This is a genomic window from Alistipes dispar (genome assembly GCF_006542685.1).
GTDB lineage: Bacteria > Bacteroidota > Bacteroidia > Bacteroidales > Rikenellaceae > Alistipes > Alistipes dispar.
On sequence record NZ_AP019736.1, the window covers coordinates 2,633,781 to 2,647,106 of the forward strand.

At 57.9% G+C, this 13,326-nt stretch carries 7 protein-coding genes; 6 read left to right on the forward strand and 1 reads right to left on the reverse strand.

Annotation, left to right across the window (positions count from 1 at the left end; translation table 11 throughout):
* Positions 1-125: 125 nt before the first annotated feature.
* The gene (locus tag FME97_RS11000; protein ID WP_141429669.1) at positions 126-1,907 is read right to left on the reverse strand and encodes a right-handed parallel beta-helix repeat-containing protein; all 1,782 of its coding nucleotides are present in this window, start codon (positions 1,905-1,907) and stop codon (positions 126-128) included.
* 464 nt (positions 1,908-2,371) lie between these two features.
* Here FME97_RS11000 and FME97_RS12420 point away from each other — a divergent pair, with 464 nt between their 5' ends.
* The 6 genes from FME97_RS12420 (at position 2,372) to FME97_RS11025 (ending at position 13,301) form a co-directional block, all read left to right on the forward strand.
* Positions 2,372-2,530, forward strand: coding sequence for a hypothetical protein (locus FME97_RS12420; RefSeq protein ID WP_162502082.1), 159 nt, complete (start codon positions 2,372-2,374; stop codon positions 2,528-2,530).
* Between the two features lie 898 nt (positions 2,531-3,428).
* Complete coding sequence (locus FME97_RS11005) at positions 3,429-6,242, forward strand: SusC/RagA family TonB-linked outer membrane protein (protein ID WP_232522966.1); 2,814 nt, start codon at positions 3,429-3,431, stop codon at positions 6,240-6,242.
* 16 nt (positions 6,243-6,258) lie between these two features.
* Positions 6,259-7,794 (forward strand): RagB/SusD family nutrient uptake outer membrane protein, encoded by a 1,536-nt coding sequence (locus FME97_RS11010; protein WP_141430030.1) that lies wholly within the window; start codon positions 6,259-6,261, stop codon positions 7,792-7,794.
* 11 nt (positions 7,795-7,805) lie between these two features.
* Positions 7,806-8,720 carry a DUF4984 domain-containing protein gene (locus FME97_RS11015; protein WP_232522882.1) on the forward strand — a complete coding sequence of 305 codons (915 nt, stop codon included), beginning with the start codon at positions 7,806-7,808 and terminating at the stop codon, positions 8,718-8,720.
* A 19-nt stretch (positions 8,721-8,739) separates the two neighbouring features.
* On the forward strand, positions 8,740-10,479 hold the full coding sequence (locus tag FME97_RS11020) for a DUF5003 domain-containing protein (RefSeq protein ID WP_141429671.1): 1,740 nt from the start codon (positions 8,740-8,742) through the stop codon (positions 10,477-10,479).
* A 35-nt stretch (positions 10,480-10,514) separates the two neighbouring features.
* Positions 10,515-13,301 (forward strand): DUF4458 domain-containing protein, encoded by a 2,787-nt coding sequence (locus tag FME97_RS11025; RefSeq protein WP_141429672.1) that lies wholly within the window; start codon positions 10,515-10,517, stop codon positions 13,299-13,301.
* The last annotated feature ends 25 nt before the right edge of the window (positions 13,302-13,326 follow it).

Sequence of the window (13,326 nt, forward strand, 5' to 3'; positions counted from 1 at the left end):
CATCGTTTCGCTTTCCGTTCAGGCGAAGGGCAACGATACAAATATATCAAAATTTTCGTTCTTCGGGATACGAACGGGGCGAAACGGTCCACGGGCACAAGCGTAGTGCGCCCGTGGACGTTTGCTTACCGGACGCAGGCGCCCATTTGTCTGCCCGAACGGTCCGCTCCCGTCTGGTCTTTGGTGACGAGGCCGGCGTCGGCCGCGGGTACGAGCGTGTCCTTCGCCAGTGCGCTCAGTTCGCTGGCGCTCATGCCGCCCGTGACTGCCGGGTTGTCCGAACCGGTCAGGGCGATCGTGCTGGTGTGGCCGCCGTTGTCCCCGAAGGAGCCGAACATCGTCGCCGCATCGAACTGTGCTCCCTCGGCGATGCTTCCGCCGGCGTCGTAAACCGCCGCGCCGACCACCGAGTTGCGGATCACGGCCCTGGCGGCCGATTCGTTGTCGTAGCCGATATCCTCCATTCCGGCCGTCGTGGCGATGTTTCCCGCGATGACCGAGTTGTAGATCCGCACCTTCGCGTCGGCGGTGCGTATTTGGACACCTCCGCCCGTGCTCTTTCCGTCGTTCTTGTGGATGGTGCAACTGATGACGTCGAGATCGCCCGAGTTCACGTTCAGGGCGCCGCCCCGCTGGCCGCCGATGACCTTGTTCTCGTAGAAGGTGCAGTTCACAAAGGCTGCTTTGGCGGTCCACAGGCTGTAATATCCGGCGGCATCCCGGTTGTCCCCGAGGACTCCCGAACTGTTCTTGTTGAACGTGCAGTTGAAAGCGTAGGTTTCAGCCGTGATGCCTCCGCCTCCTGCCGCCTGAATGGCTGCGCTGTTACCGCCCGCCTGGTTGTTCTCGAACGTACAGTCGTACAGGTAAACTACCGAACAGTCGTTGCAGATGCCGGCTGCGGGAGCTCCGGCGCCGTTCGTCTTGTTGTCACGGATCCGGCAGCGGGTGAATCGCACCTCTGTCGCCTTTTTGAGGTATACGCCGCCGCCGTCGTGGGTCTCTGCCGTGTTGTTGGCGATGACGCAGTCCTCCAGTTCGGCTCTGGTGGCTCCCTGCACGACGAGTCCGCCGCCGTTGCGGGTCTGGCAGGCTTCTCCGTTGACCGTGGGGCCGAGTTTTGCCACCGCGACGCCATCCTGAATGTATAGTCCTTTGACTTTTACCGATTCGCCCTCTGCGAGCGGCGCGCTGATCACCATGACGTGGTAGGCATTCGCCGTTTCCGATAGTTTGCCGCTGAGAATGGTCTTGTTGATCGCCGGATCGGCGGTGGCGCCCTCCTCCGGAGCGACAGGATAGCCGCCTATGAGCGTGATGTTCTTGTCGATTTCAAACGTTTTGTTGTTGTCGTCGCCGGAGGTTTCGGTGCCCGTCAGGAATTTGGTCGGGGTATAGGTTCCGGCCGCAATGTGGATCTCTTCTCCGGCAACAGCCTCCCCGAGCGCCCATTCGAGGGTCGTGGGTTCGTCCCAATGGAGACCCGAATTGTCGGTGGAACCGTTTTCCGTCACGTAGAATTTGCGTTCGCCGGCCGGGGCTTCGGTCCCGGCGGCCTGGGTGATCGTGATCTCCCGGGCGTTCTCTTCGTCGATCCATACCACGACGACGGCGCTGCGTTCCTCCTGCGTGCGGTTCTTTTCGACGGTGATGACCATCGTGGCGTTGCCGATGCCCCACGAAGGGCTCACTTTGATGAAATCCTTGTTCGCCTGTGCCTCCCAGGGGGCTTTGGTCTTGATTTCGATGTCGTATGTTTCGGCCGTTGCCACCGCCTCGATGGTCAGGGGGCTGACCGTGAGTCCGTCGCCGGCTGCGGGACCATCGCCCGTGTCGCTGTCGGAGCAGGAGAGCATGAGTGCGGCCGAAAGTCCCGGAAGGATTGTTCCCAGTTTTCTGAAATTCATAAAAGTTTCGTGTTAAAGGTTTGACTTGCGCCGGGACGAGCGATCGTTCGGTCGCTCCGTTCCGGCTGTCGTGATGGTCGTTTTGCGGGGCCGCGGATGCGCTGGCTCCGGTGTACGGAAGTTTCGGAATCGTATCGCGGTTCTACATAGGCTCGAAGTTTTCAGATTCGTTTCATTCGGTTCGGGATGGTTTCTGCACGGCCGTCGCAGTTGCGCAAATGCCGGCAGTACCGTGGTTCGGGCGGCGATGCGGGACATTTGTTTCATGATAATGACACGAAAAATATCTGTCACCCTTACGTCCGGAAAACAAATTTGTCAATTCTCCGGTTTCCTTTTGCCGTCTCTGAGGCTGTTCGGCCGGCTGCGACCGTACGCAGGGACGCCCGGCGGGACAGTCCGACGTCATAGCCTTCGCCTGCGATCCGATACCTGCCGTCCGGGTCGGGTTCATCGGGCCGGGTATGCGCGGCATCGGCGCCGTCGGACGGTTCATGTACCTCGACAGCGTGGAGGCCGCGGCCTTTTGCGATCCGGAAGAGGCGAATCTCGCACGCAGCCGGGCCGTGCTCCGGGAGAAGTCGAGGCCGGAGGCTGCGGAGTGTACGGGTCCGGACGGCTGAAAGCAGTTGTGCGAGCCGTCGGTGCTTGCGGGGAGCCGTCCCGTCGAGATTCCCGGCTTCACGCGCGGAGCCTGGAAAAAACCGGACCGTCTGGAGTTCGCCGGTGTCCGCTGATCCGGATACGGGAACAATCCGGTTTCAAATTGCAATCGTTCGATTTTTGCGGAATTCTACGCGTCGTACGGGGGAAAGGAGAAATTATTTTTTCGTTGAGAGGCGAAATTTGCGATTTTTTCCGGTGTAATTCCAGAAAATATGTTAAAAACAGTAACTAAATTCTGCGATAATGCTTACAAATTGTACGAACGTGTTTTCCGATGCGTATTTTCGGCCGTCAGCGGTTTGAATGGACAGCGATTAACATTTTATTCAAAACGACGGGTCGATTTCGGGATATTCTTGTGATAGGGAAAGCAAAATTCCGGTTTTGACGGGCTTTTTCATCATCTTACGAATTGTTGGATAAAATCGCGGCAAAGTATTTATTAAAATTTGTTAAAATATTCGGGGGGGGGGTAGATCAATATTTTATAACGCATCTCCGGAAAAGTCGTTCCGAAATTCGGAATCCGCCGAAAACTGAAACCCGGATTTTTCTTTCTGTTTATTAGAAAGATGCGGAAACGCAACGGACGATAAACGCCGCGATATGCCGCTGTGTGCATGATTTTCTGTTAAGAATTGAAATAGGCCCCTGCTTTTTTATGTGAATCAAAATCTCTACATTTGCCGCGTAAGCAATTTAATTACATGCAAAGAATTCTACTCAAACTAAGCTTGCTTGCATTTACGGTATTCGCGATTTCCCGAAGCTCCGCGGCCGTCCGGACCGAGGGGGGGGGGGAAATCCGTCACCGTTAGCGGAGTAGTCACCTCCGCGGAGGACAAGCAACCCCTTATCGGGGTAAGTGTGATTTCCGGCCCGTCGAGCGGCGTCACGACCCTTGCGGACGGAAAGTATTCGATTCAGGTCGCCCCCGGCACCAAACTCACGTTCCAGTACATCGGTTACAAGCCCGTGGAATATCTCGTTCCGCAGGGGAAGACGAGTGTGACCTATAATCTGGAGATGCAGAGCGACGCCCAGACGCTCGACGACGTGGTCGTCATCGCCTACGGCGTGCGCAAGAAAGGCTCGATCACGGGCTCCGTGTCCACGGTCAAGGCCGAGAAGTTCGCGGATACCCCCACGGCGGCCTTCGATCAGGCGTTGCAGGGACAGGCTCCCGGTCTGTCGGTCATCTCCAATTCGGGCGAACCGAGCAAGGCGGCCGTGTTCCAGATCCGCGGAACGAACTCGATCAACTCGGGGACCTCGCCGCTCTTCATTCTGGACGGCGTGCCCATCGAGAGTTCGGATTTCAATGCGATCAACCCGGGCGATATCGAGTCCATCACGGTGCTGAAGGACGCCTCATCGACCTCGATCTACGGCGCCCGTGCCGCCAACGGCGTTGTGGTCATTACGACCAAGCGGGGGCATTCCATGGATCAGGCCCAGGTGGCGTTCCGTGCGCAGTACGGTTTCTCGCAGCTGGCGCGTGCGAAATGGAACATGATGAATACCGCCGAGCGCATCCGGTTCGAGAAAGAAGTCGGGCTGGACGCGGGCCAGGACTACGACGTGCTTTCGCGTACGGATGTAAACTGGTTGGATGCCGTTTTCAACGACAGCGCCCCGCTGCAAAGTTACGAGGTGTCGGTCAATCGCGCCACGGAAAACCTGAACTATTACGTCTCGGGCGGCTTCTACGATGCCGAGGGCATCGCCCAGAGCTCCTCGTTCCGGCGCTACACGCTGCGGGCCAATACCGATGCGAAGGTGGCCAAGTGGCTCAAGATGGGGACCAACACCATGCTGACCTACGAGGAGGCCGAACAGGCCGACGAGGGGGAACCCGCCTTGTCGAGCCCCATTTTCGCCTGCCGCCTGATGCTTCCTTACTGGAATCCCTACCGCGAGGACGGTTCGATCGCTTCGCAGGGCGACGGCAGTTGGACGGGAACGGGCGTGAATCCCCTGGAGTACATGGCGAACAATCCCGTGAAAAATAAGAAGTACAAACTGATCTCGACGATTTACGGCGAGGTGACCCCCGTCGAAAACCTCACGATTCGTGCCCAACTGGGTGTGGACTTCTCCCATTCGACGGGATTCGGGCAATCCTATCCCAGCTATATCATCAACAACGGAGACGGCAGCGCCGGACGGAGCTCCACCGACATTCTGAACCTCACGGAAACCACGACGATCAACTACCGCCTGAATATCAACGGAGATCACGATTTCAATTTCATGGTGGGGCAGGAAGGCGTGGACTATACCTCCGAAGGGTTCCAGGTTTGGACCGCCGGTCAGACGAACGACCACCTCACGAACGTATCGTCGGGCACGCGCGCTTCGAGCTGGAACGACGTCACCACGTCGTATGCCTATCTTTCGTTCTTCGGCCGTGCCGAATACAACTATCGGAACCGCTACTACGCCGACTTCTCGGTGCGCGCCGACGCTTCGTCGCGTTTCGGCAGGAACAACCGCTGGGCGGGCTTCTGGTCGTTGGGTCTGATGTGGAACGCCCGTCAGGAGCGCTTCCTGCAGAATGTCGATTGGCTGACCAACGCGCAGGTGGCTTTCAGCACCGGTACGTCGGGTAATTCCTCGATTCCGAATTTCGACCACCTGGCGCTGGTGAGCGGCGGTCCGAACTACGACGGCAGCGCCGGTACGTATCCGTCGCAGAGCGGTAATGAGAGCCTCACGTGGGAGAAGACCTGGTCCACGAACCTGGCTCTGCGTCTGGGCTTCTTCGACCGTGCGAATCTCGAAGTGGAGTTCTATAACAAGAAGACGACCGACATGCTGATGCTGGTGCCGGAGTCCTACGGAGTTACGGGCGAGGGCCAATATTGGGATAATATCGGCGCGATGGTCAACCGCGGCGTGGAGATCAACGTGAACGGCGATGTATTCCGTACGAAAAACTTCGTCTGGAATCTGAACGCCAACGTCTCTTACAACCGCAACAAGCTGACGGAGCTCTACGGCGGCGTGACGGAATACGTCAATTCGACGACGGGGCTGAAGTATCAGGTGGGCCACGAGGTCGGCGAGTACTTCTTCAACCGCTTCGCCGGCGTGAACCCCGCCAACGGCGATGCCCTCTGGTACACGAAGGACGGCGAAATCACCACCGAATACCGCGAGGAGGACAAGGTGATGACCGGCAAGTCGTACAATACCCCGTGGATGGGCGGCTTCGGCACGACGCTTTCGTGGAAAGGGATCTCGCTCTCGGCTCAATTCTCGTGGATGGCCGACCGCTGGGTCTTCAACAACGACCGCTATTTCGAGGAGAACAACGGCAACTATTCGGGCTACAACCAGTCGAAGCGGCTGTTGTACGACCGCTGGAAGCAGCCGGGCGACGTGACCGACATTCCGCGTTACGGCGTGGTGGCGCAGCAGGACGACCGTTTCCTCGAGAACTCGTCGTTCATACGTCTGAAGAACCTCACGATCTCATACTCTTTCCCGAAGGAGCTGCTGCGCAAGACCCGCTTCCTCTCGGCCGTGCGCATCTACCTGCAGGGACAGAACCTGCTGACCTTTACCGATTTCACCGGACTGGACCCCGAGTATGCGGGCAACGTCTACATCGGACAGTATCCGGCCACGCGCCAATACACGATGGGAATCGACATCACATTCTAAACTGCGACATACGATGATGATTCAGAAAATAAAAACCTATGCGGTGCTGACGGCCGCGGCGTTCACCCTTTCCTCCTGTTTGGACAAGTATCCGGAGGATTCGATTCCGTCGGACGGTGCGCTTACGACGGTCAGCGAGGTGAACGAGGCGATCATCGGCATTTACGCCTCCTTCATGAGCAGCTCCCTCTATTCCGGGAACCTGACGCTGCTTCCCGATATCCAGACCGACCTGGTCTATGGCGTGAACGGCAATACGGGCGTTTACGGCGACGTTTGGCGCTGGAACGACATTCTCTCCACCAATCCGGAGATCGAGTCGGTTTACGGAGCTCTGTACACCGTTATCAACCGCTGTAACTTCGTTCTCGACCGTGTCGATGCCGTCCGTGCGGCGACTACGGACGACGAGGAGCTGGACCTGCTGGACCAATGTTGCGGCGAAGCCTATTTCGCCCGCGCGCTGGCATACTCGGAACTGATCAAATGCTTCTGCGAAGCCTACGAGAACGACGGCAAAGACGGCGAACGTCCGGGAGTCGTGCTTACGAAGCACTACAAGGGCGACGAGCCGATGCGGCGCGCCTCGCTGGAGGACTCCTACAAGTTCGTGCTCGATGATCTCGACAAGGCTGCGGAGTTGTTGAAGCTGGAGGACGACTTCACTCCCTCGAACACCCAGCTTTACAGCACGGGGTATTTCAACGAATACACCATTTATGCCCTGCGGGCGCGCGTGTCCCTTTACATGAAAAACTGGGAGGATGCCGTGAAATACGCCACCGAGGTAATCGACAGCGGTTATTACACGCTCACCAGTTGCAATCAGTATACGACGGTCAGCGGTTCGCAGGTGAATCTGTACCAGTATATGTGGGCGATGGACGTATCGACCGAAACCATCTGGCAGATAACCTTTACGATCAACTCCTACGGCGGTGCCCTGGGAACGGTTTTCGCCAACTACGACAATACGAGCTACCGTCCCGACTACGTGCCGGCCTACTGGGTCCTTTACGATCTGTACGACAGCAACGACCTGCGTACCACGTCGATTTTCGGCGAGGTGACCACCGGTTACAGCCACGGGCTGACATGGCCGCTGCTGACCAAGTATTTCGGCAATCTGTCGTTTACGAGCAACAATATCTACGGCGTTACGATGCCCAAGGTGTTCCGCCTTTCGGAGCAATACCTGATCCGTGCCGAGGCCTATGTGCAGCAGGGCGATTACAACAGCGCCGGCAAGGACATCACCAAACTGCGGACGGCCCGTTACTCCAGCTACGGCAGCTCGACGTCCATGACTGCGGACAACGCCATGGACATCATCGAGCAGGAGCGCGTGAAGGAGCTTTACATGGAGGGTTTCCGCCTGCACGATCTCAAACGCTGGCACAAGGGCTTCGAGCGCGAGCCGCAGGAACAGTCGCTCTCCAACGGCAGCAGCCTGAAGGTCGAGGCCGACGATCCGCTGTTCGTGTGGCCGATCCCGCAGCACGAACTCGACGCTCCGGGCTCGGAGATCGAACCCAACGAAAGTAACAAATAAACATTGGGAATATGAATACGATGAATATACGATTCATGAAATATGCGGTCGTGGCTGCGGTGACAGCGTTGTCCGTCGGCTGCAAGACCGGAGATTTCACCTATACGGGTCCCGATTACCTCATGTTCGCCGACACCATGTACCGGTACGGGGTGCAGCAGAGCAACGAGATCTTCAACGTCCGGGTATCCGCTACCCGGGCGGCGGATTACGACCGCAAGGTCGGCGTGGAGATCGTCGACCGCGAGAGCAACGCCGTGGAGGGGCGTCATTTCCGGCTGCTCGCCAGCACGGTGACCATTCCTGCGGGGCGGCTCGCCGTCGATGTGCCGGTGCAGGGCATCTATGAAAATATCGGTGCGACGGATTCGCTGGGCTTCGCGCTGAACCTGATCGTGCCGGAGGATAAACAGTGGGATCACTACGGAACACGTACCAAGGTGGTGATGCAGAAAGTCTGCCCGTTCGACATCAACAATTTCACGGGTTACTGTACGGTCACCTCGACGTTCTTCATGTCGGACTTCGTGCAAAGTACCAACACCATGCGGCTGATCACTTCGGATGCGGTCGAAGGCAAGGAGAATACGGTCGTGCTGCACGACCTCCTTTACGACGGCTACGACGTGGAGATTTCGTTCGACAGCAGCGACGTGCTGGAGCCTGCTGTGAATATGGAGGAGCAGGCGTGCGGTTCGACCGGCGAGGTGATCGGATCGCTCTTCGGCGACGGCAGGGTGGTGATGTACCAGCCGACGACCTATACCTCCTATTACAGCACGTGCGAGAATTTCGTATTGCAGTATTTCACGATGATCGTGCGTAACAAGGACGGCTCGATCTACGGTTCGCTCGGAACCTATGTGAATATCATCGAGTGGATCAGCGACGCCGAGGCCGAAAAACTGAAGGAACAGGGATATTAATCATAAAAATCATACGACTATGAAAACGTTGAATGGAATGATAGGCCGGGCGATGGCCTGGACGGCGATGCTGGCGATGGCGCTGAGCGTCGGCGGTTGCTCGGACAGCGATAGCGACAACGACGGCCCGGGCGATGTGACGTTTCCCGAGAAGGATGCGATAACGGTCGATGCCGGGCAGGACCGGACTTTGACGTTCTCCGCCGATGCGGAGTGGAAACTGACCAGCAACGCCAGTTGGTGCCGTTTCGTGGACGGGGATTTCGTGCAGACCACGATCAGCGGCGAAGCGGGCGACCAGTCGGTTACGATCCGCGTTTCGGATGACAACCAAAATTCCGAGAAGGACGATGTCGCTGAGATTACAATGGCTATGGGCGGTAAGTCGCAGGTGATTTACGAGATCACGCGGCCGCGCAAGGGAGCGTCGTCCCTGATCGTGAAGGATGAGAGCGGCAAGGTGATCGATACGGAGAATCCGCTGCTCGTCAAGGGCGGGAATATCACTTCGCCGGTCCAGACGACGGTCACGCTGGAGATCGACGACGCAAGTGCCCAGCTTGGTGTTTTGACGGACAAAACCGCTTCGTGGGTGACGGTTACGGCGCTAACGGGCACGAACGACTATGTGGTCAGTTTCAAGGACGACAATGCCGACGGAAAGAACCCGAAATACGCGATCCCGGCAGAGGAGAATGCCGTAATCACTTTCGCGGCCCAGAAGAACGGCAGTACCGTCGCCGAGGTCGCCATTCCTATTTACTATGAGGGCTATGCCGAGGGCGCTTTGATCTTAGACCCCAGTTACATGAGCGTAACGGTGAGCGAAGACGGGCGGACGATGACCGGTGAAGGCGGTGTGAGCGGCAGTGAGAGCGTCGATTACGGCGGTGAACTGATTTCCACCGTTACGACCCGCAACGATGCGTTTGAGATCGTGGAGATCGCCTACACGGCGACATACGACCAGTGGGGGACTCCGACGGAGGAGAACTATGATTTCTCGGCGAACGGCGATCTGGATTGGGTCACGACTTCGAAGATCGCCGGCGAGACCGATGCCAACGTCAAGAATCGCGTCCGGCTGACGGTCAGCGAGCTTCCCGAAGGGGAGGAGCCGCGCAATGCGACGGTGATGATCTTCCCGAAGGCCGTTTACGATGAGATCAAGGACGATCTCCAGGGTAATATCATCGACAGTGAGGGGGACCAGGCGACCCACGACATCAAGTCCGCCTACAACACGTATATCATGGCCAACCTCACGCAGGGATCGGAGAGTGCGGAGCCCGAAGGAAGCGTTTCGTTCGCCGGTTACTATTACACCAGTTTCGACGGGGAGGCCATGGCGATGACTTTCGAAGAGGTCGCCGGTATGGGTGCGGGACTCGAGCCTAAGATGGAGAACATCAGCGACACTCCCGAAGGCGACGCGATCTTTTCGGACTACGGGCTTTCCGTGATGCCGAATAAGAACGTCTGGAAGGCGACCGTTCCGGCCGGAATGATGGGCGACGCGAGCAACCGCCTGGGTATCGCGGCCGTCGGCATGCCGGAAGGTGCGATGCTGGGAGAGGCTTTCCCCGTGAGCGGCATCACCGGCGAAGCGGTCTCTGCCCCGACGACGGGCGGGCAGACGGTTTCGCTCTGGAGCGTCTATATCGCTGACGGCGGGAAACCCTCCGGATATCAGGTCGTCATCATGAATCAGAACAGCGGGATTATAGAGGCTGTATGCGTGGTGGAGGTCACCGACTGATCCGCACGAATGGAAAACCGAATTGAATGAACGATATGAATCGAATGAGAAATATAGTGAGCCGCCTGTTCCTCTTCCCGCTTTGCGCACTTCTGTGGGGTGTCGTGGCATCGGGTTGTTCCGATGAGGGAGACGGGTTACAGCCGGGCAAGTACGGATACGTGCAGTTCAAGCTCTACAAACTGGCATCCTACGATAAGGATACCGGCGGGGAGACGACGCAGCGGCAGACTTCGCAGGCGTTTACCCGTGCCGGGGCGGACAAGCTGGGCGATATCCGGAAAATGGAGATCGAGCTCCGTTACGGGGAGACCAGCATCACGCAGACGCTGATCCTGAACTCTTACAATGAGGAAAACGCCGAGTTCGGCTTGCGGACCGACAAATTGCAGTTGCTCGCCGGCGAGTATCGGATCGTAGGCTACCGGCTTCTGGACAAACTGGATGAGGAGATACCGAACGCGGCGGCTCCCATCGACGAAGCGTTCACGGTCGTGGCGAACGGACTGACGGTGAAGGACCTGACGGCCGACGTGCAGGCCCGCGGCATGGTGCAGTTCCGCCTGACGAAGGAGGGGCTGCCGGAGATCGGGCGTGCTGCTGCGACGCTCGCTGCCGACGACGGGGACAAATCGTTCCTGTTCAGCAATATCGCTTTGGTGAGCGTTACTGTGAAAAACACGTTCACGCAGGACGAGATTGATTTCGAGGAGTTGAAAGTGACCTATGAGGAGCAATACGAAGAGTCGCCCTCGGCGGATGATCCCGATGACAAATACAAGGATGTCGGCACGGCCAGGTGCGATTCCGTCGTATGGCTGCCGACGGGAACGTACCGGGTAACGGCGTATACGGTTTATTCCAAATCGGGGAGCACGAAAACGGCGTTGGATACCCGTATGGGGCTTCAGGGCAAGGAGTTCACGGTCGCAGACAACGAGCTGACCGAGGATGCCGAGATTCCGGTGCAGCTTTCGGAGGAGGCCGAGAACATCAAGGACTACAAGGCGCTGCGCGAAATATGGGAGGCGCTCGACGGCAAGAACTGGAGCTACCGGGGCGAGGGCTCTCCGGCCGGCGCCAACTGGAACTTCAACAAGGAGATCGACATGTGGGGCGACCAGCCCGGCGTGGGGCTGAACAGCGAGGGGCGTGTTACGTCGCTGTCGCTGGCCGGATTCGGAGCCAAGGGCGTCGTCCCCGATGCCATCGGCCAATTGACCGAATTGCGGATCCTGTCGTTCGGTTCCCATGACGAAGAGATCGGCGGCGCGCAAGGCGGCGGTCAGCTTTTCGGTCCGAACGGTATTCATCCGGACATGACCGATGCGCAGAAACAGAAGATGCGGATGCACTACTACGATATGTTCGTGCGCCGCGATTCGCGCGAGGATCTCTCCGAAATGTTGCAGTGGGTGATCAACCGCGATCCGAAACAGAAGAAGATCGTCAAGAGCAGCCGTATCGAGCCGAAAGACGTGCCGGCAGGCAATACGACCAACGGCATTACGGCCATCTCGAAAGCCGTGATGCGGCTCAAGAATTTGCAGCAGCTCTTCATCGCCAACGCGCCGATCGAGGCCGGGGATGTCTTCACCGACTGGCAGGGCGAGAATACGGCCTACCGTGAGCAGTGGGCCGAGGAGTCGAAGAACTGGAAATGGGGCGACCTGACCGATTTGACGGATATCGAACTCTACAACAACCCGAATTTCACCGAGCTGCCGGAGTTCCTCCGGGAGCTGCCCGAACTGCAGGTGCTCAACGTGGCGTGCAACAAGGGAATCGCCGACATGGGCAGGGAGTGGCGCCGTCTCGTCATGGGCGACAACGAGACCCAGACGGCCGTGGCCGCCAAGCTTCAGATGATGTACCTGAGCTACAACAACCTGCCGGAGTTTCCCGAATCGGACGTGCTGCGGAGGATGAAGAAGCTGGGCATGATCGACTGCATCCACAGCGGTGTGAAGAAACTGCATGCTTTCGGTACGGAAATCAAGCTGGCGCAGGTGAGCCTCGACTACAACGAAATCGAGGAGATTCCCTCCGAGTTCTGCGGGTTCACGAACGAAACCGAGACGTTGAGTTTCACGCACAACAAGCTGAAGAAGATTCCCAACATCTTCGACGCCAAATCCAAATACGTGATGGGCAGCGTGGATTTCTCGAACAACCAGCTCGGCGCGACGGACGGCAAGGCGTTCGATGACGACTTCAACGGTATCAATACCAGCGAGCTCAATCTTTCGAACAACCGGATCAGCGTTTTTCCCAAGCAGCTCTTCTCGACGGGATCTCCGATCACGACGTTGAACCTGATGGCCAATATGCTGGCCGAGATCGAAGAGGGCGATCTGCAGGGCGAGAACACGCATCTGATCACCTCGATCGACCTGCGGTTCAACCGGCTCTCGGAGCTGCCCGACGATTTCCGGGCCACGACGATTCCCTACCTACAGGGTTTCGACATCAGCTACAACCGGTGCGCGAAGTTCCCGACCAACGTGCTCAACTGCTACGAGCTCCAGGCCATCGGCGTCCGCCACCAGCGCGACGAGCAGGGCAACCGCATCCTGCGCGAGTGGCCCGAGGGTATTACGAATTGTCCGAGTTTGTTGCAGTTGCAGATCGGAGGGAACGACATCCGCAAGGTCAACGAGGCGATGACCTCGAAACTGTGGATCGTCGAGGTGAAGGACAACCCGAACATCTCGCTCGACGTGTCGGCGGTCTGCTCGCTCATCCAGCAGGGAATGTGGCTGCTCATCTACGACAAGACGCAGGATATCAAAGGCTGCGATGCATTGGATATCGAGCGGTAAGGACGTATAACATAAAAACTGAATC

Coding starts and splice junctions, on each gene's coding strand:
- FME97_RS11025 (WP_141429672.1), top strand. CDS start 10,515: ATGAATCGAATGAGAAATATAGTGAGCCGCCTGTTCCTCTTCCCGCTT.
- FME97_RS11010 (WP_141430030.1), top strand. CDS start 6,259: ATGATTCAGAAAATAAAAACCTATGCGGTGCTGACGGCCGCGGCGTTC.
- FME97_RS11015 (WP_232522882.1), top strand. CDS start 7,806: ATGAATACGATGAATATACGATTCATGAAATATGCGGTCGTGGCTGCG.
- FME97_RS11000 (WP_141429669.1), bottom strand. CDS start 1,907: ATGAATTTCAGAAAACTGGGAACAATCCTTCCGGGACTTTCGGCCGCA.
- FME97_RS11020 (WP_141429671.1), top strand. CDS start 8,740: ATGAAAACGTTGAATGGAATGATAGGCCGGGCGATGGCCTGGACGGCG.
- FME97_RS12420 (WP_162502082.1), top strand. CDS start 2,372: ATGCGCGGCATCGGCGCCGTCGGACGGTTCATGTACCTCGACAGCGTG.